The organism is Brevibacillus soli, assembly GCF_044759095.2.
In the GTDB taxonomy this organism is placed as follows: domain Bacteria; phylum Bacillota; class Bacilli; order Brevibacillales; family Brevibacillaceae; genus JBIYSM02.
In genome coordinates, this window is sequence record NZ_JBIYSM020000053.1 from 1 (window position 1) to 22537 (window position 22537).

The window sequence follows — 22537 nt, forward strand, 5'->3', positions numbered from 1 at the left end:
CACTGGGGCACTTTATTTGATATTCAAGTGACATTTTCACTGAACAGATAAGGTGACATTTTCACAGACTATTGACACTAAAAGATCCACTCTATGGAAATCAAATACTTGCCGATGAGTTAGCTGCAAAAATAAATAATAATGAAAGCTTCTATGTTTATTTTTACAGCCCAACTTGCAAACATTGTAAAGCAGCAACCCCAGTAATTGTTGATGTCGCAAAAAAGCAACAAATTAATGTAATGAAACATAACCTGTTAGAATTTGAAAGTAGTTGGGGAACATATCATATCGATAAAACCCCAACCCTTGTGTTCTTTAAAAACGGGAAGGAATCCCATAGGTTGATTGGTGCAGTTTCTGAACTGGAATTTGAAACTTTCTTTTCCAACACCAGTATTATCAAGTAATAAGAAAAAAAGTGCACGGTCATTTGAGCGCTTTACAGTAGCATTTTTTAAGAAAAGATTAACTCGTAAATCATTTTCGTGATAAGGCAGATCGACACGAGCAAAAACAGCGGGCGAACGTAGCGGACCCCTGTTTTGATCGCCATCCGTGCGCCGAGCGAAGCACCGATCAGCATCGCTACCCCCATTGTCAAACCCGTCAGAAAGATCACTTTTCCTTCCCAAATAAAGACGCCGAGAGCAGCTAAATTGCTGGCCAGGTTGAGGATCCGTCCGTTTCCCGCGCCAATGACGAAGTCGTAGCCAAACAGCAGGACCATCAGGAAAACGAAGAAGGAGCCGGTACCCGGTCCAAAAAAACCGTCATAGAAGCCGATGAGAAAGGTGAGAGGAATGCCGAGGCCCAGTGAAAAACGGGTGTATCCCTTAAAGGTTGTATTTTCTCCGAATTTTTTGTTCAGCAGGGTATAAACGAAAATAATGGCCATCATGACGATGACGAGCGTTTTTAACACTTCTTGCGGGATGAACAAGACTGTTTTGGCTCCGAAAAAGGCCCCGATGAATGAGACCGGAAACAGGATCAGCATGAGTTTCTTGTCGAACTTCCCCATGCGGATAAAGGTTGCGGAGCTGGTAGCAGAGGAGATGGTTCCAGCCAGCTTGTTGGTGCCGAGGGCGAGATAGGGCGGGATGCCCAAACCAAGCAAGGCTGGAAGCGAGATCAGCCCGCCGCCGCCGACCGTGCTGTCAATGAATGCGGCCACGAAGCCGAAAAAAGCGAGAAACAGGATGGTTGATAGTTCCATTTCCACTTGGAATCACCTGATTTCAAAGGTAGTGTATGAAACCAAGTCTAGCATGGCGGGCGGCCTTTGCAAGATGGTTATCATTGATATAGATACAGTAAAAATACAAATAAAATGAATTAATGAAACTTAGCATACCGGTTTGTTGTAGAAGTCAGCAGGTTGGTTTATAATAAAATGGGAGCATGACCCATACATATGAAGGAGGAATGAAACAATGGCACATCAACTTCCTGCATTGCCTTACGCTCATAATGCACTGGAACCGCACATCGATGCGCAAACCATGGAGATTCACCATGGCCGTCACCATGCTACTTACGTAAACAACCTGAACGCGGCTTTGGAAGCACATCCTGACCTTCAATCCAAAAGCATTGAAGAGTTGATCAGCAATCTGGATGCGATTCCGGAGTCCATCCGCACCGCAGTTCGCAACAACGGCGGCGGACACGCAAACCACTCCCTCTTCTGGGAAATCCTCAGCCCGAACGGCGGCGGCGCACCGTCCGGCGCACTGGCTGACGACATCAACAACACTTTCGGCAGCTTTGACAACTTCAAGGCTGAATTCACCAAGGCAGCTACCACCCGTTTCGGGTCCGGCTGGGCTTGGCTGGTTGTGGACGGCGGCAAGCTGGCTGTTACCTCCACACCAAACCAGGACAGCCCGATCATGGAAGGCAAGACGCCCATCCTCGGTCTGGACGTATGGGAGCACGCTTACTACCTGAAGTATCAAAACAAGCGTCCTGACTACATCAGTGCATTCTGGAACGTAGTAAACTGGGACGAAGTAAGCAAGCGTTACGAAGCAGCGAAGAAGTAAAAACCTGCATGCAAAAGCCCTAGACCGGCAAGAATATCTGGTCAAGGGCTTTTCTTTGTGGTATTATACTTACAAAAAGTAATAAAGTTACTATAGTAAAGGGTGTGAACATCCATGATGCCTTCCCTTTTTCTTGCGCACGGTGCCCCGACACTCGCACTGGAACAAAATGATTACACCAAAGCGATGGCACAAGCAACGCGTGAGCTGCCTCGCCCAAGGGCGATTTTACTTTTCTCCGCTCACTGGGAAAGCCGCGTGCAGGAGGTGAGCGCGGTTCAACAGTATGGCATGATTTACGACTTCGGCGGTTTTGCCCAGGAGTTGTACGAGATCGTTTACCCGGCAATGGGAGATGCTGCCCTGGCGCAGGAGGTGGCCCGATTGCTGACGGATGCAGGCATTCCCGTGCGGATGGAGGATCGGCGCGGGCTTGACCACGGGGCATGGGTGATTCTCAAGCACCTCTATCCGCAGGCGGACGTTCCGGTGATAGCCATGTCCGTCAACCCTGAGCTGACGCCAGAGCAGCAATACGCCGTGGGAAAAGCGCTGAGCGCATTGCGTGCCCGCGATGTTCTGATTGTGGGCAGCGGCGGAACCGTCCATAACTTTGCCACCATGCGTTCCTCCAGAGGAGACCGTCCGGATGATTGGGCAGTTGAATTTGAAGAGTGGATTGCGGACAAGGTAACCCGCTGGGATCTTTCTGCCCTGTTCCGTTACGAAGAGCTTGCCCCGCATGCCCGCATGGCTGTGCCTCCACATGGAAACGAGCATTTTGTGCCCTTGTTCTATGCCATGGGGGCAGCCGATGACCAGCGCTCGGCCGAGCGGCTGCACATCAGCTTCCAGCTGGGGAACCTCAGCCACGTCATCTGGAAATTCGGGAAGGAATGATGTCCGGTCATCCTTGTTGGGATGGTGCCGCCTCTCGAGTAAGTTTCGTAGCGGTAACAGGATTTCGGTAGACATCAGTGTGCATCAGTTTCTCCACATTTCCCGATTGATTGTGGAAAAACGTAATTTCCTCGTCCAGAAAACGGGCGACGAAGCGGGTGAATTGTGGGCGCTGCTCGACTGGAATGAGGCCGTATGTATAGGGGACGCCATACTGTTTGGGCATGGTGATGTAGAGCTCACTGCCCTCTCGGTTGATAGCGATTTCCCCTTTTCTGTCTTCCATTCGATACACTCCCGTATAGCGGGCTTCTGTTACCGGATCAAGGGGGATCGGGTCGACGGCCTCGGGAATTTCAACCGTATCGCCGAGTGTGATACGAGCGAGATCTCGACTCATTTTCATGACCGGGGTCAGATTGAAGTTGCTAAGCACGACAACCGTTACCTGTTCGGTCGGAACATACAGGATGTCGCTGGCAAACCCGTTAATGTCGCCAAAATGACCGTAGCAGACCCGCTCTTTCCCGTTTGCCAGCAGACTGTCGACGGCCCAACCGTACCCGTAGCCATGCTCGTAGGGTTGGAACATCCGTTCCGCTGATGTCCGATTGATGGCACGTCCATCACGCAATGCTTCCAACCAGAGGAACAAGTCTTCCACCGTGGAGTACATCCCATACGCTCCGAGGGGAAAAGACATGTCGATGGGCTCCGCTAATCGAACCTGTTTGTCGACGGTGTATCCGGCGGCTAGATTCTTGACAATGGTCCGTCCGTCATCGCAACCCGTATTCTCCAAACCGAGAAGGTACGCGATTCGTTCTCGAATGTAGTCTCGATAGGGCAGGCCAGACGTCGTCTCTATGATTTTGCTCAGCAGAATGTAACCCGAATTGCTGTAACCAAAATTCTTTCCCGGTTCAAAATCAGGCGGAAGGCTTTTTATCAGCTGCACGATCTCGTCCAGTGTTGCGGGAAGGCGCATCCGCTTGCCCCAGTAGTCAGGGAGCGAGGTGAAATTGGCTGCTCCCGCGGTGTGGGTGAGGAGCTGGTGAACGGTGATGCGTTCGCCCCGCGGAAAGTCGGGAAGAAATCGGTCCAGAGTGTCGTCCAGGCTTAGTTTGCCTTGTTCGCAAAGCTGCAGGATGGCTGCTGCAGTAAAACTCTTGGTAATGGAGCCGATGCGGAACGCCGTCTGAGGTGTGTTCGCCACGTCGTGCTGGAGGTTAGCCACTCCGCAGCCTCTTGTGAGGAGAATCTCTCCTTTCTGTGCGACCAGAAGGGAACCCTGAAAATACCCGCGTGCTTCCCATCTATTCACGTAATCATTCAGACTATTTGGAATTTGTCCGGCAGTATTCATTCAACATTCTCCTTCAATGGAAGATGATTCAATCATAATGGAAAACCGGCACGCCTGCCTATGCCGCAGCGTGTCGGTTTGCTAGTTGTCCATGTAAACTGTCCTGCCGGGGTAGAAACGCTTCTCCTCAGGCAGGGGATTGTCTTTGGCTGTCAGTGTCTCTGGAATAATGCGGAAGACGGCTACCGCGCTTCCCATCGATGAGCGATAGCGGCTTACATGCTGCTCGGACAGCGGTTGGCCGTAATAACCAGGGACGTGTTTGTCCAGCATCGCCTGCAGCGCTTCCGTCATCTCCCGGGAATCTTCCACCCGTTCGATACGGCCGAAGAGCATCACACTCATGTATCCGGTATCAGTACGGGCCGGCACCGGATCAGCGATCGTGCCGTACTCTTCACACACGGTAAAGCAGACGTTCGGATTCTTGTGGATGACCTCGATTTTTCTTCCGGCATCAGCTCCGTGAAAGTATATGCTGCCGTTGTGCCAGCAAAAGTTCAGCGGGAGCACGTAAGGATATTCCCCGTCGCTCAATCCCAGATGCCCCACCTTTGCCGTTGATAAAAATTCGTCGATCTTTTTCCGATCCTCACATGCACGTTTGGAATACCTGATAGGAAACATTTTTTCTCCCACTCCATTTCTCCTGTTGGTGTCTCTATCGTAGGAGAAGAGTGACCATGAAAAAAGGGGCAGATATGGTTCGGGGCAACGGGTCAGATACGGCAAAAAAGCACCAGCAGCAATCTGCAGGTGCTCTTCCGGAAATCAAGCTTAATTGATCTGTATCTCTTTTTCCGGATTCAGTTTCTTTGCGAGCTGTTCCTCGCCGCGATGAATCCAGCCGACAAAGGAGTCGCGAATCTGCTGCTGTTTATCCAGGCAGACGACCGAGACGAACATGTAATGGCTTTTTCCCTGATAACGAGCCCGGTACCGCAGATCGATCCATCTGACTTCGTAGCCAAACGGCTGCTCTTTCACTTCTGCGTGGGCGTAATTGCTAAATGAGAGAAACGACTGTACTTTGCAGTCTTTTTTGGCAATGGAAATCAGCTCGCTTTCCGGCTTGATGGAGAAAACGTCGAGGATTTGCACCTCTCCGGCGTTCACTTCACCCACGTACCAGTGCTGGTCTGTCTTCACCACGAACGTCCACTGATTCCATGAGTGGGTGGGCATGATCGTATACGTGCCTGTTTTTCCGATCGTTTCACGAACCAGTTCCGTCGTTCGCTTCTGCGCCTGATAGCGCCAGCAGTAGTAGCAGCCGATAATCAGGTAGATCCAGAGGAACAGTCTGCCCGGCTCGGCTCCCGCCGCCCAGAGTGTGATCCCAACAAGGTGCATGGCGAAGATGAATGCGTCGAAAATAAAAATGACATGGAAGGCAATCCAGTCTTTATGAAAGGGATAAAGTCCTTTGGTCCCGTATGAATTGAACAAATCTACAAAAACGTGCAGACAGACCGCCAAAAAAATCCAGCCAAGCAGATGGACCCAATGTGCCTGCGGCGAGATCAACTGGACAAGCCCGAACACGGCAAGCGTCCAGAAGAACAGTGCAGGAACAGAATGAGAGATTCCCCGGTGATTGCGAATGTAAGAGGCGCTGCCTCTGATGCGGGTGAAGCCGTCCAGATCGGGTGCCTGCGAGCCGATGACGGTGCCGATCATGACGGCTTCAGCCAAGCCGGGCGAAGCAGCCACAACGGGATCCAGATGAGCAAGCCCAGCCAGCCCGAAGCCCATGGCAAAGTGTGTAGCGGTATCCATGAATCACATCTCTCCTTTCTTTCCGGCAATGCTTACTCATTATTATAGCGCGTTGACCGAGGGAATTCCCGTATGGTTGGAAAAAAAGTTCTCAGCCTTGTTCGCTGACACACAGACAGGTATCATAGTAAAAGCCAGTCGATAAAAGGAGGCATCCTGAGATGCTCACCATCTTTATTGAATACAAGGTTGCTGAAGAGAAACGGGAAGCGTTTCTCCAACAACTGTCGCTCATGCCGAAGCGGCTCGCTGTCCTCGGCGCAAGCGGGTACCGCAGCTATGAGGGCATGGACCAGCCCAACCTGTTTGTCGAGACCTTTGAGGTCGAAACGGAGGAACACTACCACCAGATCAAAGCATGGCGCCTGGCCGACCGGGACTTTTGCGCCTGTGTGGCGGGAGGAGAGGCCAAAGTGCATGTCTGGGCATTTCGCCCGGTTGAATAAAGGAATGCAGGAGGATTGTACGCTAAGAATGATGGCAGGGAAAAAACGCGAACCGTTGTCGTATAAACTACCGGAAGAATTTCACGTGTTTGGATTTTCTCGCGATTTGCTGGCGTGGTATGATTCGCAAAAGCGGGACTTGCCCTGGCGCATAAACCGCGATCCGTACCGTGTCTGGGTGTCCGAAATCATGCTGCAGCAGACGCGGGTGGAGACGGTGAAGCCGTACTACCGCAACTTTATGGAAAAGTTTCCAACCGTCGAAGCGCTGGCAGAGGCACCGGAAGAAGAGGTGTTAAAAGCGTGGGAGGGATTGGGCTACTACTCCCGTGCCCGCAACCTCCAGGCAGCCGCGCGCGAGGTACAGGCCAAGTACGGCGGGATCGTTCCGGATACGCCGGAGGAAATCGCCACGCTGAAAGGCATCGGTCCCTACACCGCGGGCGCCATCCTCAGCATTGCGTACGAAAAGCCTGAACCGGCTGTCGACGGCAACGTCATGCGGGTATTCTCCCGGCTGCTCTACATGGAAGACGACATTGCCAAGCCGTCGACCCGAATCAAGTTTGAACATCTCGTCCGGCAGACCATCCCGCACGGCAGGGCAGGTGATTTTAACCAGGCGTTGATGGAGTTGGGCGCTCTGATCTGTTTGCCACGCAACCCTCAATGCTTGACCTGCCCGGTGTTTGACTATTGCCTCGCCCGTAGAGAAGGGGTGCAGGAAGAACTGCCGGTCAAGGGAAAAGCGAAACCGCCCCGTCCCGTCAATCTGGCAGTGGCCGTCATCGTACGCGACGGACAGGTATTGATTAACAAACGCCCTGAACAGGGGCTGCTTGCCGGTATGTGGGAGTTTCCGATGGCAGAAACCGAGCTTCCTGCCGGGTTGGAGAAGGAAGAGGTTCTGCTAAAAAGTCTGCGGGAACGCTTCGGGCTGGAGGCGGAGGTGACAGAGCGGCTTACACCGATACAACATACGTTTTCCCATTTGCAGTGGAACATGGACGTTTATCTATGTGACTGGATCGAGGGAGGCGATCTCCCGCTGACAGCCCGCTTTGTTTCACCGGAGGAGCTGGGAGCCTACGCCTTCCCGGCGGCTCACCATAAAATCTTGCAGATGCTTGCGCAGCAAACGAAAAGCGACCTGATGTGATCAGGCCGCTTTTTTTATTAGATCCGAGTACAGTATTCAGGCAGTCCGGCGCTATGCCACAGGCGCTGGTTTTCCAGTTCCTGCAGGGCCTTTTGCTGGCGCAAGATCGCTTCACGCTCCTGGGGAGTAACCTTGCGTTTTTCGATGATAATGGTGAAAAAGATCATCGGAATGTACATTGCGTTTTCACGCTCCTTTTATAAACAGGTTCCAGTCAGTCAGGTACCGTCTATCGATTTTACTCCTGTAAACTTCATAAGTTGACGCCGTTGTTTCTTGGTCATACGTTCATCCCTCCCGGGGTTTAATATCTGGCAGAAATTACATGCGGCTGATAAATTCCGGCAACATGGCTGCTTCCATCGCTTGCGCTTCTTCCCGCTCCTTCAGGAACTGGTTGCGCTTCATCTCCGCCAGACGCAGTTCGGGGCTGACCGCGTTGCGCTCAATTTTTACGGTAAAGAACAAAAAGTTGAATATCATACGTATCACCACCTTTCCATGAAACATGATCTATAGAAAAAGACCGCGGGAATGGAAGCATCCTACGGTCTCAATCTGCTTGAGAAAATAAGAAAACCGTAAGCGGGAGCGCCTACGGTTGTATTGGACGAGAAGGGTATACAAAGGAAAACGAAATGCTATTCGTCCGTCCGGGAGGCGCTTCCGTATGAAGTTGGTGTCACTGCAACAAGATCAACCGTGAGTACTGCATTCATCATTGGGTGCTGCCTCCTTTCCTTCAAGGTGTATTTGTCGTATCCATAGGATATGGCAAATTTTTCCCGCTGTAAAGCTTTTTTTGCCCATTTTCAAGTTAAAAGTATTTTCAGAAAATGGAAAACCAAAGGAAGAACGGTTGGGAACAAAATAGGGATGCTATGTTTCATTTTCTGAATGACGGAGAGTAATGCTTGCTCTCTATGTATTCACCCGCTATAGTTTTATAGTAAAAGTAAGTACTTTCTCAATATGGGTGATGATGTGAACGAAATGTCCCGCGCCAAACAAATTGAAGAGCTGGATCAAGTCTTTATCGAAATGGCCAGATTCTTTATCAGCCACTGGCTGTTGGCAGAAGAAGTGGAAATCAGCCCCAAGCAGTTCATTCTGTTGCGTGTGTTGTACGAGAAACAGCGCAGCACCGTATCCGAGCTGGCTTCCGTGCTGAGACAGTCCAACAGCGCCACGACCATCGCGCTGAACCGCTTGGTGAAAGCCGGATATGTCGACCGGGTTCGCGACGAGCAGGATCGGCGTGTGGTCTGGGTAACGGTGTCGGCAAAAGCGGTCCCCTTGATCGAACGTCTGTTGAACAGACGGAGGGAACTCTTGACCAAGCTGTTGGCTAATCTTACCAACGACGAGCTGGAACAGTTTACATACTTTCTCCGAAAATTGAAGCAAGGCATACAGTGACGCTAGCCGACGGTAGGACCGGAGGAACTGGCCGATGACAACGCTGTCCGCGTGATGCCGCAAGCGGATCAACCGATCGTTGCGAACTATTATGGCTGGACCTGGAATGTTCCAGTGGCCAATGAAGATAAATAATAGGGACATCAGCAAGCCCTTTCCGTTCGCGGAAAGGGCTGTTTTGTGGTGCGCCTGCGTATGATTTGTACGAATAGGAGCCAAGCGAGCCCTGGTATGTTGGAAGGTAGACCAACACGCGAAGTTACTCAAAAGGAACTGAATTAACACAGTCAGAAAGGAAATATTACTTGATAGAAGCTATATCAGCAGATTAAGACGATAGTGATAATTGTCCGGCGCAAAGACTATAAAATAAAGCCTTTGTTCGCCGCTTTTTTTGTTGAACTAACGATCTTCGTTAGTTCAATGATGAGTGGCTTCTGCAAAAGTAGATTATGTTCTGCGAAAATAAAGATTTAGACTGATCCCGCGCAGTTTTTGAAGCCGATCTACCAATAGGAAGGCGTTCTTAAGTGGCAAACGTGTGATGTATTTTATAACCATGCCTTTTTTAAGAGCTTCACACCAAGCTGGATTTCATCACAAGAAAGATTACTAAAACCAAGTTTAATAATTGGTTTATCGGTATGATTTTTAATGAAGTAGAGTGAGGTAGGGTAAACTTTAACACCATGAAGAGAAGCATGTTGAATTAGCCATTCTTCTGAACGCTTCAAATGTACTTTGGCTAATAAGTACAAACCAGACTGCTCTCCAATAATGGATATATTTTGCTCGAATTGCTTTCTTAATTCTGATACTAAGTGCTGCATTTTTCGTTTATAAACAAGACGCATACGCTTAATATGGCGATTCCACTCTCCATCTTCCATAAATTTAGCCATTGTGAGTTGGCTAAGAATTGAAGTGGTACTTTCGAAACGAAGAAATTGATTTTTATAACGGTTTAAAAGTGGCTGTGGCAACACCATATAGCTTAAGCGAATTCCTGGAAGAAAGGACTTTGAGAAATTCCCTAGATAAATGACTCTTGCTGAATCTATGGAAGCGAGAGCTGGAAATGGTTGTTGTGTATAGCGAAATTCACTATCATAATCGTCTTCGATAATATATCCTTCCATCTTGTTAGCCCAATGAATAAGCATTTGACGTTGTTGAATGGACATGCTTACCCCCAATGGACTGTGATGGGAAGGGGTTACATAGATTAATCGTGATTTCATTTGTTCTAATTGTGAAAGATCAGCACCTGTTTCATAAACCGGCAAAGATTCAAACATAAAACGATGGAATTGAAAAGCTTCCCTAGCACCGTCGTAACCAGGGTCTTCAACTATAATACTCTGGAACTCATCCTTCAGTATATGCCCAAGGTATACAAGCATTTGTTGGGTACTACTTCCGATAATGATTGCATTTGGATCTGTTCTCACCCCACGAGACTGGAGTAAATATGCTGCGATTTGTTCGCGTAGGCACAATTCGCCAAAAGGTTCCCCGTATCGAAAGCTGTCCTTTACTGTTAATACCTGATTCGAGATCCTCCTCCACGTTATTAAAGGGAAATGCGATTGATCGACCACGTCTGCGCGGAAATCAATGCGAACAGGTGGTACCGGCTCTGTTTGCTTGTGATGAGAAGAGCTGTGAGCTTCTTGAGATAAAAGGGGTTCTAACTCATTTACAAAATAACCTTTTCGGCTCTCTCCACGAATATACCCTTCAGCAACAAGTTGTTCATATGCCATTAATGTTGTATTACGGCTTACATGTAAGGAATCTGCAAGTTGACGAATGGAGGGCAAGAGCTCATTCGCCTTTAAGTCGCCTTGTTCAATAAATGATTTAAATTTCTCGTAGATTTGTTTGTATTTAGGAGAGTTATCTTCGAAGGTAAAAATGGTATTTTTCATTGGCACCCCCTCTGACATGTGGATTTTTTTAATATTGTACCTTTTTTCGTGTCAGCTTGAATTATATCATACCGTGTAAAGGATATGTGTTGTATGTAAAAAACAGGATTGAGGAGGTTTCACATGTATATGCCAGAGCATTTTACGATGGAAGATGTTACTGTTGCCTACCATGTCATACAGGAGAACAGTTTTGCAACTTTGTTTTCCATTCATAAAGGAATGCCCTTCGCTACACATTTACCACTGTTGTTAAATAAGGAGCAAACCTATTTGTACGGTCATTTTGCCCGTCCAAACCCGCAGTGGCAGGATATTCAAAATCAGACAGTCTTAGCCGTTTTCCATGGTCCTCATTGTTATATCTCTCCCTCTTGGTATGAGACCAATCAAGCAGTGCCAACGTGGAATTATGTGACCGTTCATGTTTACGGACAAGTTGAGCTAATCGAGGATGAACACGAGCTAATGAGTTCCTTGAATGATATGGTATTGAAGTATGAAGCTCCTGACAGTTCTTACAGATTGCAGGATGTAGATGCTGAATTTCTCTCAGCTATGAACAAAGGGGTGCAAGGATTCAAAATTAAAATCGATAGGATTGAAGGGAAAGCAAAGCTAAGTCAAAACCATTCCAAGCACAGACAAGAGCTCGTAATAAAACAGTTGGAACAGATTCTATTTCCAAACGAGCAACAAATTGCCTCCCTGATGAAAGCGAACCTTAAAAATAAAGTGTAACCTTGCTTTCACCAATCAAGGAGGAGCCCATCATGTGCAAAAATACAACAAGGAGTTGCATATTATGGAGTTTTCAACTATTTGGCTATTTGTAATTGCTGCTGCTACATTGTTAATAATACCTGGACCAGCTGTGTTTTATATTATGGCAAGAAGTATAGATCAAGGGAAGAAAGCGGGACTGGTATCAGTTCTTGGTGTATCTCTTGGTGGTTCTGTTCACGTTTTAGCTGGAGCAATTGGAGTTTCTGCGATCCTTATGACATCAGCAACAGCCTTTAATATCGTTAAATACCTGGGTGCTGCTTATCTTATCTATCTGGGGTGTAAGACTTTATTTTCTACATCTGATAGTACGACTTCAGAAATTCCAAAAGCCCCTCGCCAAAAATTATTAAAGATTTTTTACGAATCAGCGCTCGTAGAAGTAATGAATCCTAAGACAGCACTCTTTTTTTTAGCCTTCTTTCCGCAATTCATATCACCTTCTGCTGGTTCAGTCACAGTACAATTTTTACTTTTAGGAACTATATTTATTATCCTAGCTCTTATTAGTGATGGTCTGTATGCAGTTCTTGCAGCAAGTATTAGAAAGCGGATGAAAGTGAGTTCAAAGTTACAGAATCGGATAACTGGTTATTTATATATTGTTCTAGGGGTATTCTCCGCCTTTGCGAGCCCCTCCAAGACATAAGAGTGTTATGATGAAAATTTATCGTGTGGTCGTGTTGTGACACAACAAATAGCAATTCTACCAAGACAATAAGTAAAATGAAATGGAGAGATATTTTATGCCTAGATTTATCATTGAAGATGATTTTTGGTCGTTATTCCCTCATGCAAAAATAGGCACCGTTATTTGCCAGGGGATTGATAATTCAATAAGGGACGTTGAAATCTACGAGAAGCTGCTGCAGGAGGCAGAGAAAGAAGCACATAAATTTTTCAGTCTGGAGGAATTCAGTAGTAATCCAGTCATATTCGTTTGGCGAGAAACTTTTCAAAAATTTAAGACAAAGAAAGGGGCAAGGTGTTCCATTGAGGCTTTATTAAAAAGAGTGAAAAATGGCAATCATATCGGAACAATAAACCCGCTTGTTGACATCTATAATTCAATTTCATTACGTTATGGGCTTCCGTGTGGTGGAGAAGATATCGACACTTTTGTAGGAGATATTCGGCTAACCCGGGCAAATGGTAACGAACCGTTTATCCCATTGGGAAGTGATGAAAATGCTTCACCATATGAAGGTGAAATGGTTTATAAAGATGATGCCGGTGCAATATGCAGATGCTGGAATTGGCGTGAAGCTAAGAGGACAATGTTAACAGAAAATACAAAAAATGCATTCCTCTGTATCGAATTAATAGATGAAACAAGAAATGATGAGTTTCATATGGCACTTAAAGAATTGTCTGATTTAGTGTCACAGAATCTTGGTGGTATTGTGAAGATTGAAGTGTTAGATATTAATAATAGGGAAATTACAATCTTTGGTTAAGGTCAAATTGCGTTTAAAAATGATGCCCTGTGAGTCGATATGGACAAAAATACGGTTTCGTCCAGAATAAATGCTTATCAGGACTCTACAAGACTCTCGCTGCGAATTTATTGCATGAAAATGGAGGGTTATTTTTTTGATAGAAAAGCATTTGGTATTCAACCCCGGCAAATTGAAAAGCACGCAGTTGCTTTTGCAAATGCAGATGGTGGGGAGTTAGTAATTGGAATTGCTGATGATAGTGTATATGTGCGTCACTCTGCATCTTCTATACTTTATAGGGATCCCGTAAAGAATTCTAGGGGTATTTGGCGTATGTGTCCTCATCTATCCGACCTTAAATAATTTTCAAGGGATTAATGATTTAAAAGGAATTATCATTGCTTTTTTAGGTACGCTTCTTACAGCTGTTGGTGATGCCAGTTCTGCAAGAGATGCTAATCTAAAGGTAGACCCTATCTATGCAAATGCTATTGGATTTACAGTGGGCAGTATATTGATGGGGTCAATTGTACTGTTCCAAGGACAAAAAATAATACTTCCAACAACAGTTACATATTCAACTTTCGCACCTTGAAAAACGTCCTCCGATCATGTGGTGCATGAATAGAAGGGCAATCAAGTTGTAACCTTGACAAATCTGATTAGCAAAAAGAAATACACCATTCATTTTGATAAAATTAGTGTGTCCAGCACTAACCCAAAATGGGGCTTCTTAGTCAATTACAGCAATGGATTGCCGCTCTTCCCAGCTACATCAAGAGTTGTTTGGCAATTTCGTCCTGCGAAAGTTGAGTGACATATTTATTCCCAGCGATTGGGGGGGTGCTTCTGTTTTGATTGGTGAATCAGCTCCGTTTGCTTAACTCCCATGTAAGAACTGAAAGAAGAATAATTTCCCCGAATTCATCCGACATTATGGTGTATCGATCACCCATTTTGACCTCGCATATTGGGCAGAATTTGCAACGAATCACTACACTGCATTGGGAAAGGAGGAAAGGGATGTCGGATCAGGGAAAGTTGACGCTGCCTGTCGGCAAAAGGGAAGACGTGCAATACGATCCCGCCAGAGCAGACATTGAAGATATCGAAGCGCAGATTCGAGCGGAAGCCGCCGATGAACGCGCGACCGAAAAAGCTTAGAAAAAAGGAAGGGTGAGCCCGGGTCAAGCGGCTCACCTTTTTAGTATTTAAGAATTTATAACATTGGTACATCCCATACAGCCGCTAGAAAAGTGTTCGGGGCCCCGCCCGGCGAAGAAAGGGACCCCACTCGGCACAGCGATAGCTAACGCCGAGTGGGTCGAGGATAGCTAATGCCGGGTGGGTTTTCTTACATGAAAAACATGAACAAAAAGCTGATCATTACTACCACACTGATCACTGCAACGCTCCAAATGGCGACAAGCTGCCGGTTTTGCGTCTTCATGCCGGGGTGCTCCTTTCCGTTAATCGTAAACCGGTGCTGATGAGTGATCCCACCCGCCCGCGTCGCCTCCGATCGGTCCGCGCGACTCCAGTTCATGGATGATTTTGGAGTGAAGCGATACACCTTCCGTATTGAGGTAGGCGGCCAACTCCGACAGGGCGTGATGAAAGTATAACAGCTCGTTCAGCTCCCACTTATCGATCGAGGTCATGGTCAACTCCGAAAGTTCACGTCCAATGTACACTGAGGCTCCTCCTTCCCGTTTCGGCCAATCAGGAAAAACATTCTCTGCCTAGTATGCTCGCGGTAAAAACGATTCATTCCCGTTTTTGGACTTCGAACCGTGGCGCAAACGGAAGAAGGCGTGTATAATAAATACGGCATAAATTAGTACCAGATATTAATAGTTGATAAAAAGGAGGCTGTAATCTATGAATACAACCAGAAAAGTGGCGCTTGTAACCGGAGGCACGCGCGGCATCGGAAAAGCAATCGCCCATCAGTTGGCCGATCAGGGGTATGATTTGGTCCTGAATTATTTGCGCAACCGCACGGCAGCCCGCGAAGCGGCAGCAGAGCTGGAGGCAAAAGGCGTACGTGTCCATTTGGTGAAAGCCAACGTAGGCGACGTATCCAAGATTAAAGAGTTGTTTGCCGAGATTGATCAGGTTTTCGGCAGACTGGATATACTGGTTAATAATGCGGCGTCAGGAGTTCTGCGCCCGCTCATGGAGCTTGAGGAGAGCCATTGGGACTGGACGATGGAGATCAACAGCAAGGCACTGCTCTTCTGTGCGCAGGAAGCGGCGAAGCTGATGATGAAGACGGGAGAAGGGGGCAAAATTGTCAGCCTCTCCAGTCTCGGATCGATTCGCGTGCTGGAGAACTACACGGCGGTCGGCGTGTCCAAGGCGGCTCTGGAAGCATTGACCCGCTACCTGGCTGTTGAATTGGCTCCGCATAACATCGTTGTCAACGCGGTATCGGGCGGCGCCGTCGATACGGATGCGCTGCGCCATTTCCCGAATCGGGAGGAGCTTTTGCAAAGCTCCGCGGAGCGTACACCGGCTGGACGCATTGTGGAGCCGGAAGACCTGGCCAACGCCGTCATGTTCCTGCTGTCGGACAAGGCATGGATGATTCGGGGACAGACCGTTATCGTCGACGGAGGCCTCTCGCTTTTAACGTAGGGATTCTTTCACTTCATACCAAGACAAACTTGTCCTTGTAGTGTAAAATAGAGGGAGAAGCCATCGAAGGAGGCAACGTATGCTGATTCGTCCGTTTCGGCTCGGTGACTATTCGGCTATAACGCGTATTTGGCAGGAAACCGGTTTGGATCAAACGGAAACGGAATCGCTGAATGACCTGGCCAAGCAGTTGGCCTGGGACAGTGATTTGGTTATGGTAGCTGAGCATGATGGAGAAGTGGTCGGCGTCGTCGTCGGTACGATTGACGGCACCCGGGCGTACTTTTATCGGTTGGCTGTTCTCCCCGAACTGCAAGGCGCAGGTATCGGCCGGCAGCTGGTGGAGGCGATTGAAAAGCGGTTCAAGCAGCGAGGCGTCAATCGTGTCTTGATCATGGTCAATCAGGATAACCCGGAAGTCCTCCCTTTTTATCATTCTCTTGGCTACGAAATGCAAAAATATGTTACACTTTCCAAAAAGCTCTCTTCTTAGTGGGTGTTTAAAAAGGAGGACAAACAGGGCCGAGGTCGGCTAAGAACGCCCCGTCCTGGGGCAACGCCGACACTTGCACATCCTGTGCGTCGCAACCAAGATGCGACTGCAATGTTTGCCGGACTTTTTAAACCACCTCTTTTTAACGGAGGCTTGTTCCCCATTCATACATAGAAGAGAAGAAAGGGGAGGGTCATGTCGCCAGCTCCAGGCACAAACATCCGCATAGAAAGCTTCAAACACGACCACTCGCTGCACCGCATTTGGGACAAGACGACCCTGATCCACTCCAGTGATGCTGTTGTGATCGGCGGAAACGATCGCGTCAAGGTAACAGAATCCGACGGTCGGGAGTGGCGAACGCGTGAGCCGGCCATTTGTACGTTTGGGCGCGGTCAGTGGTTTAATACGATTGCCATGATTCGCGACGACGGTATTTATTACTACTGCAACATCGGCTCGCCCTTCAGCTTGAAAGGTCACTTGCTAAGCTATATCGATTACGATTTGGACGTAAAGGTCTTCCCCGATATGACCTACACGATCCTTGATGAAGAGGAGTTCCTTTTGCACAGCAAGCAAATGAACTATCCGCCGTTTGTCGTGGAACGGGTGCAAACCGCACTTCGGGAAGTGCTGGAATGGGTGCACGCACGTCGCGGCCCTTTTCAAAACGGATTCGTCCAGCGTTGGTATGAGCGTTATTTGTTGGTGCGCGATGACGAAGAATAATCCCTTTCCCGGGATCGGGGAAGGGATTTCTTTTTCACGGGCCGCGCTCTATGCACCCCAAGCAGAAAGGTGTAAAATGGTAGCACCAACGTCTCAAGACCGAGGAGGGCTGTTTTTTGAGCATCAGGCGTTACATGGCATACGTCATGCCCTACTGGAAGAAAATCGCCATTACCATCATCATCGGCATTTTGAAGTTTTCCATTCCGTTATTGCTTCCCTTGCTGATCAAATACATCATAGACGACCTTCTGCCAAGCCCCCTCCCCCAGTCCGAGAAGCTGACGCGACTGTTCTGGCTGATGGCGGCAGCGTTTTTTATTTTTACGGTGGTTCGCGCTCCGATCGAATACTACCGGCAGTACTTTGCGCAATGGGTGTCCAGCCGCATCCTGTTTGACATACGGAATCATCTGTTTGGCCACCTGCAGCGGCTGTCGATGCGCTACTACAACAACCACAAGGTGGGAGAAGTGATCTCTCGCGTCATCAACGACGTGGAGTCGACAAAAAGCTTCATCGAGACCGGATTGATGAATATCTGGCTGGACCTGATTACGATCGGACTGACGCTCAGCGTCATGCTGTACATGAACGTCCCGCTGACGATTGCCGCGATGCTGGTGTTTCCCTTGTACGGCTTCTCCGTCAAATACTTTTACAAACGGCTTCGCCAGCTCACGAGAGAGCGGTCAGCCGCGCTGGCTCAGCTGCAGGGTCATTTGCACGAACGGGTAAACGGCATCTCCGTGATCCGCAGCTTCGCTCTCGAGGAGCACGAGAGCAAGCAGTTCGCCAGGCAGAACAACCACTTCCTGCAAAAAGCGTTCGCCCACACACGCTGGAACGCCAATACGTTCGCAGTGGTAAACTCCATTACGGACATCGCGCCGCTTCTGGTGATCGGGTATGCGGGATACGAGGTGATCTACGGGAACCTGACGGTCGGAACGATGGTTGCCTTTTACGCTTATCTGGAGCGTTTGTACACCCCGCTGCGGCGTCTGGTCAACTCCTCTACGACGCTGACCCAGGCCGTTGCTTCCATGGATCGGATGTTCGAGTTTATCGATGAGCAGTACGACATCGTTGACAGGCCGGACGCCGGGGTTTTGCCGGTTGACCCGTTAACGGGGCGGATTCGCGGGGAGGTTCGCTTTGAAAATGTCTCCTTCCGCTATCGCGAGGATGGACCGAACGTGCTGGAAAAGATCAATTTGACCATCAATCCTGGGGAAACGGTTGCCATTGTGGGGATGTCCGGCGGCGGCAAGTCATCCCTGATCAGCCTGCTGCCCCGTTTTTGGGACGTCACCGAGGGGCGCATCACGATTGATGGGGTGGACATTCGGGATGTCAAACAGCAAAACCTCCGCAGTCACATTGGCATGGTGCTTCAGGACAACATCCTGTTTAGTGAATCGGCGCGGGTCAACATTCTGATGGGTGATCCGGACGCCAGTGAGGAAGCGATGGTGGAAGCGGCCAAAGCGGCCAACGCCCACGAGTTCATCTGCGAACTGCCGGATGGGTACGACACCGAGCTGGGGGAGAGGGGCGTGAAGCTCTCCGGCGGTCAAAAGCAGCGGATCGCCATCGCCCGGGTATTTCTTCGCAATCCGGGCATCCTCATACTGGATGAAGCAACGTCCGCCCTCGATCTCGAGTCGGAACACATGATCCAGGAGTCGCTGGCCCGTTTGACCCGGGGGCGTACCACCATTGTTGTGGCGCACCGACTCTCGACCATCACCCATGCCGACAAAATTGTGGTAATGAAAGAGGGAAGAATTGTCGAACTGGGAACACATGAACAGTTGTTGGAGCAGAAGGGTGTCTACTACGCGTTGTGGAACGTTCAGGACTTCGGCGTCTCAGCGGAGCAAATGCCCGTCCGGTAGAAGGAAGGCAACCAGTTCTGCTCTCAGGTATGGGAGGAGAGCCTGTGGAGACTTGGCAACGAAATTTATACGTACTGTGCGGCTCGCTGTTTGTCGTGATGATGGCGATGAGTATGATCATGCCGTTTTTGCCGCTCTATATTCAGCAGGATTTTGGGGTGGAAGATCCTCATGAGGTAACTGCATGGGCAGGCATCATCTTTGGCGCGAATTTTCTAACAGCAGGCATTGTCTCGCCTATTTGGGGAAACCTGGCAGACAAATACGGGCGTAAAATCATGATCCTGCGCTCCGGTTTCTTTATGTCTGTCATCATATCCGCCACCGGTTTTGCAGGCAGTTTGTGGCAGCTGTTGGGGCTGCGGCTTCTGAATGGGACGGTAGGCGGAATCATTCCAGCCAGTACGGCTCTCATTGCCTCAACCGCCCCGAAGGAACGGGCAGGGTGGGCGCAGGGTATGCTGCAGTCGTTCGTAGTCGCGGGTTCCATCATGGGACCGCTGTTCGGCGGGCTTTTGGCGGACAAAATCGGCTTTCGCATGATCTTCATGGTAACTGGCAGCTTGATCCTGATTGCCACCCTGGTGATCACGTTTACGGTAAAAGAGACGTTCGTTCCGCCGCCGGCCAAAGAGCGGTCCAGTCTGCGGGAGGATTTCCGCATGATCTTTTCCTCCAAGGAGCTGCCTGCTCTCTTTTTCGTCACCGTCATGATTCAGTTCGCGTTGTTCAGTATCTTCCCTGTCCTGCCTATCTACATTCAGGAGCTGCTCGCTACCCGGGAGAACGTCGCTTTCTGGGCGGGAATCGTTGCGGCGGCAATGGGAACGGCCAATGTCTTTGCTTCTCCGCGGCTGGGCAGACTGGGGGACCGCTACGGCTCCGAGAAAGTGCTGTTCATCTGCCTGCTGGCCGCTGCGGTACTGTTTATCCCCCAGGCACTGGTGACGACCGTCTGGCAACTGGTGCTGTTGAGGTTTCTGCTGGGACTTTGCCTTGGAGGCCTGCTTCCTTCCGTCAATGCGCTGCTGCGTCGTGCGACACCGAGCTACATGGTCAGCCGTGTCTACGGCTACAACAACAGCTTCGTCTGCATCGGCAGCATGCTCGGCCCGATGACGGGCGGTTTCCTTGCCGGTTTCCTCAGCATCAGCGGCGTGTTTTGGATGACCAGCGTGCTGTTGTTTCTCAATGCGGGCTGGGTCTACCTCAGCTTTTTGCGTCGACAATCATTAAAAGAGATTGATTCAGAAAAATAATTTTTAATAAAGTGCGTAACAATTGCTGGAAACAGTGCGTCTTCCTTATCACAAGGAGTGATGCGAGATGACAAAAGGAAAAAAATATGTAATCCTGACGGCAATGGTGTCCATGCTTGCAGCCGGCTGCTCGGAAACGAGCATGCCTGAATCTAACCCGTCTCAACAAGAGCCTCTGGTAACGCAGCCTGCGCAACCTGCGCCTACAGAACCTGCTCCTGCAACGAACCAACCGGTCACGGCGCCAGAAGAGAAGATGGACGAAAAGGCGGTCGTGAAGCTGGTAGCCGAGGGGATGAGCTCCTATTGGCACGTGATGACCGGAGGAGAAGGGGCGGGCGGTACGACCGATGGCGGTCCCATTCCCACCTTCCAGGTAAACGGCATGGAGTATCGTTACCTCGGCAAGGACATAGAGACGAAGGAAAAGCTGATGGCCTATCTGCAGCAAAGCCTCACCCAGGAGGCAAGCGAAGCGTTTATCAAGGCAGCCAACATCATCGAACACGAAGGAAGATTGGGGCAGCCAAACGCCGACGGAGGCAGCATGCTGCAATGGGAGAACGCCCAGGCATCTCTGATTGATGAAACGGCGGATCGGAAAAAATACGAGCTGAAAGTGCCTTATGGTGAAGAACCGAATCTTGAATTTCAGCCTGTGACCGTGGAAGTGAAAAAGGCGGAATCATCAGGCTGGCGCATTAACACCCCGCCTCACCAGTTACGGTAACCATTCCCTGACAGAGGAGCGATTCCATTGTAATCCCCCTTTTCGGCATTCTTGTCAAAGTGTGTCCATACTTGTTTGACTCTTCCGAAAAGGGGTTATTTGTGATGCGAAAAAATGGTTTTGCGTATCTCTGGAGCGGCCAGACGCTGGCCAATCTGGGAGATGTTTTGTACATTGTCGGAATGATCTCGGCCGTGTACGCCGCGACCCGATCAGCGGCATATACGAGTATCGTTCCTCTCGTCTTTGTGGCGGCGCAAACCGTCAGCAGCTTTCTTGCACCGCTCATTCTGGATCGGATACGATTGACCTTGCTCCTGATCGTCTCCCAGGCCGGGAAAACTGTAATCCTCCTCATATTGACCTGGTTTGTTGCATCTGTGCCTTCCTCGCAAACGGTGCCTTATGTGTTCGCCTTTGTGGCGGCGCTTGCTTTTCTTGACGGGTGGGCGAATCCGGCGCGAAATGCACTCGTCCCGCGCTTGGTTGCAGAGTCCGAACTGGTAAAAGCAAACGGCTGGCTGGCCACAACAGACCAGTGCGTTCAATTTGGCGGTTGGGCTGCCGGAGGACTCCTTGTCACTTTGCTGGGGAGCGTGAATGTGCTGTGGGGATCGTTTGCCTTGTATCTGGGGGCGGTAGTCGCCATGCTGGGAATCCCCCGGGTTGAACGGCTGCGTCAACCATTCTCGGACGGACACACGCTTCTGGAGGGGTGGAAGGCCATTTGGGAAAAGCCGTTTCTTCGCCGCCTTCTCTTCATGGAAGTGATCGAAGGGCTTGCAGGTGCGGTCTGGATGGCTGCCATTTTGTTACCGTACGTCGAGAACGTGCTGCAGAAGGGAGAGGAATGGTGGGGGTACATCAACGCGAGCTACATGCTCGGAGCCATCCTCGGCGGGATGTTGGTGCTGACGTATGCCCGAGAGATCCAGGCGTATCTTTCACGGTCCATTTTTGTTGGAACCATGGGCGCCGCCTTGGTGACATTTTCGTTCGGCTGGGGGAATGATCCCTTCCTGGCTCTCTTGCTGTCAGCCGTTTTGGGTCCGTTTTCTCAGCTTCAGCAGACTGCCAAACAGACCGCCCTGCAGCAGGGAATCGATGAAACGGTGCTGCCCAAAGCGTTTTCTGCCAAAGGCACGCTTGACTCCGTCGTCTTTGGGGTTTCGGTTTTGGCAGTAGGTGCTTTGGCGGACCAGTTTGACATTCGCTTGGTTTATTGGCTCGCCGCAGCTCTCATCGGTTTTTCTGCCCTGCTGGTGCTTCTTCCGCGAAAATAGCAAACAGAACCCCCGGTCTGCCGCAACAGATTGGGGGTTCTTTGGTTTTTTTTGGTGTATAAGAATTTATAAATTTGGACATCCCATACAGCCGATAGAAAAGTGTTCGGGGCCCCGCCCGGCGAAGAAAGGGACCCCACTCGGCACAGCGATAGCTAGTTTCCCCTGAAAAATTCCTGGGGTAAGTCAAAAACAAAAGGAATTCAGCTCTCTAAATGGAAGTAGT

General features: G+C 49.5%; 26 protein-coding genes and 1 pseudogene. 19 read left to right on the forward strand and 8 right to left on the reverse strand.

Annotated elements, in window-relative coordinates; all coding sequences use genetic code 11:
* Positions 1 to 71: 71 nt before the first annotated feature.
* Positions 72 to 410 carry a thioredoxin family protein gene (locus tag ACE99V_RS17865; protein ID WP_400492596.1) on the forward strand — a complete coding sequence of 113 codons (339 nt, stop codon included), beginning with the start codon at positions 72 to 74 and terminating at the stop codon, positions 408 to 410.
* Between the two features lie 47 nt (positions 411 to 457).
* Here the strand turns inward: ACE99V_RS17865 and ACE99V_RS17870 are convergent, their stop codons facing one another.
* Complete coding sequence (locus ACE99V_RS17870; protein ID WP_400492597.1) at positions 458 to 1225, reverse strand: TSUP family transporter; 768 nt, start codon at positions 1223 to 1225, stop codon at positions 458 to 460.
* A gap of 211 nt (positions 1226 to 1436) precedes the next feature.
* Between ACE99V_RS17870 and ACE99V_RS17875 the strand changes: the two genes are divergently transcribed.
* Together ACE99V_RS17875 and ACE99V_RS17880 are read left to right on the forward strand one after the other, a co-directional pair.
* Positions 1437 to 2048 (forward strand): superoxide dismutase, encoded by a 612-nt coding sequence (locus ACE99V_RS17875; protein ID WP_400492598.1) that lies wholly within the window; start codon positions 1437 to 1439, stop codon positions 2046 to 2048.
* A 114-nt stretch (positions 2049 to 2162) separates the two neighbouring features.
* Complete coding sequence (locus ACE99V_RS17880) at positions 2163 to 2948, forward strand: DODA-type extradiol aromatic ring-opening family dioxygenase (protein ID WP_400492599.1); 786 nt, start codon at positions 2163 to 2165, stop codon at positions 2946 to 2948.
* A 7-nt stretch (positions 2949 to 2955) separates the two neighbouring features.
* Here ACE99V_RS17880 and ACE99V_RS17885 read toward each other — a convergent pair whose 3' ends face one another.
* The 3 genes from ACE99V_RS17885 to ACE99V_RS17895 form a co-directional block, all read right to left on the reverse strand.
* On the reverse strand, positions 2956 to 4314 hold the full coding sequence (locus tag ACE99V_RS17885; protein ID WP_400492600.1) for a serine hydrolase domain-containing protein: 1359 nt from the start codon (positions 4312 to 4314) through the stop codon (positions 2956 to 2958).
* A gap of 81 nt (positions 4315 to 4395) precedes the next feature.
* On the reverse strand, positions 4396 to 4941 hold the full coding sequence (locus tag ACE99V_RS17890; protein ID WP_400492617.1) for a pyridoxamine 5'-phosphate oxidase family protein: 546 nt from the start codon (positions 4939 to 4941) through the stop codon (positions 4396 to 4398).
* A 150-nt stretch (positions 4942 to 5091) separates the two neighbouring features.
* Positions 5092 to 6093, reverse strand: coding sequence for a metal-dependent hydrolase (locus ACE99V_RS17895; protein WP_400492601.1), 1002 nt, complete (start codon positions 6091 to 6093; stop codon positions 5092 to 5094).
* A 161-nt stretch (positions 6094 to 6254) separates the two neighbouring features.
* Between ACE99V_RS17895 and ACE99V_RS17900 the strand changes: the two genes are divergently transcribed.
* Positions 6255 to 6539, forward strand: a complete 285-nt coding sequence (locus ACE99V_RS17900; protein WP_400492602.1) for a hypothetical protein — start codon at positions 6255 to 6257, stop codon at positions 6537 to 6539.
* A 31-nt stretch (positions 6540 to 6570) separates the two neighbouring features.
* Positions 6571 to 7698, forward strand: coding sequence for an A/G-specific adenine glycosylase (mutY, locus tag ACE99V_RS17905; RefSeq protein ID WP_400492618.1), 1128 nt, complete (start codon positions 6571 to 6573; stop codon positions 7696 to 7698).
* A gap of 17 nt (positions 7699 to 7715) precedes the next feature.
* On the opposite strand, the gene ACE99V_RS17910 is transcribed toward mutY, so the two are convergent.
* Positions 7716 to 7877 carry a YrzI family protein gene (locus ACE99V_RS17910; protein WP_400492603.1) on the reverse strand — a complete coding sequence of 54 codons (162 nt, stop codon included), beginning with the start codon at positions 7875 to 7877 and terminating at the stop codon, positions 7716 to 7718.
* A gap of 142 nt (positions 7878 to 8019) precedes the next feature.
* Positions 8020 to 8181: a hypothetical protein gene (locus ACE99V_RS17915; protein ID WP_400492604.1), complete on the reverse strand. Its 162-nt coding sequence runs from the start codon at positions 8179 to 8181 to the stop codon at positions 8020 to 8022.
* Between the two features lie 510 nt (positions 8182 to 8691).
* On the opposite strand from ACE99V_RS17915, the gene ACE99V_RS17920 reads away from it, so the two are divergent.
* Positions 8692 to 9117 (forward strand): MarR family winged helix-turn-helix transcriptional regulator, encoded by a 426-nt coding sequence (locus ACE99V_RS17920; protein ID WP_400492619.1) that lies wholly within the window; start codon positions 8692 to 8694, stop codon positions 9115 to 9117.
* Positions 9118 to 9668: 551 nt separating this feature from the next.
* On the opposite strand, the gene pdxR is transcribed toward ACE99V_RS17920, so the two are convergent.
* The gene (pdxR, locus tag ACE99V_RS17925) at positions 9669 to 11048 is read right to left on the reverse strand and encodes a MocR-like pyridoxine biosynthesis transcription factor PdxR (RefSeq protein WP_400492605.1); all 1380 of its coding nucleotides are present in this window, start codon (positions 11046 to 11048) and stop codon (positions 9669 to 9671) included.
* A 123-nt stretch (positions 11049 to 11171) separates the two neighbouring features.
* Here pdxR and ACE99V_RS17930 point away from each other — a divergent pair, with 123 nt between their 5' ends.
* The 6 genes and pseudogenes from ACE99V_RS17930 (at position 11172) to ACE99V_RS17955 (ending at position 14437) form a co-directional block, all read left to right on the forward strand.
* Positions 11172 to 11789: an FMN-binding negative transcriptional regulator gene (locus ACE99V_RS17930; protein ID WP_400492606.1), complete on the forward strand. Its 618-nt coding sequence runs from the start codon at positions 11172 to 11174 to the stop codon at positions 11787 to 11789.
* 64 nt (positions 11790 to 11853) lie between these two features.
* A complete protein-coding gene (locus ACE99V_RS17935; RefSeq protein WP_400492620.1) occupies positions 11854 to 12483 on the forward strand; it encodes a LysE family translocator in 630 nt (209 codons plus the stop codon).
* A gap of 97 nt (positions 12484 to 12580) precedes the next feature.
* On the forward strand, positions 12581 to 13291 hold the full coding sequence (locus tag ACE99V_RS17940) for a B3/B4 domain-containing protein (protein WP_400492607.1): 711 nt from the start codon (positions 12581 to 12583) through the stop codon (positions 13289 to 13291).
* Between the two features lie 120 nt (positions 13292 to 13411).
* The gene (locus tag ACE99V_RS17945; RefSeq protein WP_400492621.1) at positions 13412 to 13636 is read left to right on the forward strand and encodes an AlbA family DNA-binding domain-containing protein; all 225 of its coding nucleotides are present in this window, start codon (positions 13412 to 13414) and stop codon (positions 13634 to 13636) included.
* Positions 13587 to 13850, forward strand: a pseudogene (locus ACE99V_RS17950) (DMT family transporter); the annotation flags it as partial. The gene ACE99V_RS17945 and the pseudogene ACE99V_RS17950, both read left to right, overlap by 50 nt.
* 446 nt (positions 13851 to 14296) lie before the next feature.
* Complete coding sequence (locus tag ACE99V_RS17955; RefSeq protein ID WP_400492608.1) at positions 14297 to 14437, forward strand: YfhD family protein; 141 nt, start codon at positions 14297 to 14299, stop codon at positions 14435 to 14437.
* Positions 14438 to 14742: 305 nt separating this feature from the next.
* On the opposite strand, the gene yfhS is transcribed toward ACE99V_RS17955, so the two are convergent.
* The gene (yfhS, locus tag ACE99V_RS17960; RefSeq protein WP_400492609.1) at positions 14743 to 14967 is read right to left on the reverse strand and encodes a mother cell protein YfhS; all 225 of its coding nucleotides are present in this window, start codon (positions 14965 to 14967) and stop codon (positions 14743 to 14745) included.
* Between the two features lie 187 nt (positions 14968 to 15154).
* Between yfhS and fabL the strand changes: the two genes are divergently transcribed.
* The 7 genes from fabL (at position 15155) to ACE99V_RS17995 (ending at position 22311) form a co-directional block, all read left to right on the forward strand.
* Positions 15155 to 15913 (forward strand): enoyl-[acyl-carrier-protein] reductase FabL, encoded by a 759-nt coding sequence (gene fabL / locus ACE99V_RS17965; protein ID WP_400492610.1) that lies wholly within the window; start codon positions 15155 to 15157, stop codon positions 15911 to 15913.
* Positions 15914 to 15992: 79 nt separating this feature from the next.
* On the forward strand, positions 15993 to 16406 hold the full coding sequence (locus ACE99V_RS17970) for a GNAT family N-acetyltransferase (protein ID WP_400492611.1): 414 nt from the start codon (positions 15993 to 15995) through the stop codon (positions 16404 to 16406).
* Between the two features lie 195 nt (positions 16407 to 16601).
* The gene (locus tag ACE99V_RS17975) at positions 16602 to 17138 is read left to right on the forward strand and encodes a DUF402 domain-containing protein (RefSeq protein WP_400492612.1); all 537 of its coding nucleotides are present in this window, start codon (positions 16602 to 16604) and stop codon (positions 17136 to 17138) included.
* Positions 17139 to 17254: 116 nt separating this feature from the next.
* Positions 17255 to 19039: an ABC transporter ATP-binding protein gene (locus ACE99V_RS17980; protein WP_400492613.1), complete on the forward strand. Its 1785-nt coding sequence runs from the start codon at positions 17255 to 17257 to the stop codon at positions 19037 to 19039.
* A gap of 44 nt (positions 19040 to 19083) precedes the next feature.
* Positions 19084 to 20298, forward strand: coding sequence for an MFS transporter (locus tag ACE99V_RS17985; protein ID WP_400492614.1), 1215 nt, complete (start codon positions 19084 to 19086; stop codon positions 20296 to 20298).
* 67 nt (positions 20299 to 20365) lie between these two features.
* Positions 20366 to 21028, forward strand: a complete 663-nt coding sequence (locus tag ACE99V_RS17990) for a DL-endopeptidase inhibitor IseA family protein (RefSeq protein ID WP_400492615.1) — start codon at positions 20366 to 20368, stop codon at positions 21026 to 21028.
* 104 nt (positions 21029 to 21132) lie between these two features.
* Positions 21133 to 22311 carry an MFS transporter gene (locus ACE99V_RS17995; protein ID WP_400492616.1) on the forward strand — a complete coding sequence of 393 codons (1179 nt, stop codon included), beginning with the start codon at positions 21133 to 21135 and terminating at the stop codon, positions 22309 to 22311.
* Positions 22312 to 22537 lie beyond the last annotated feature (226 nt).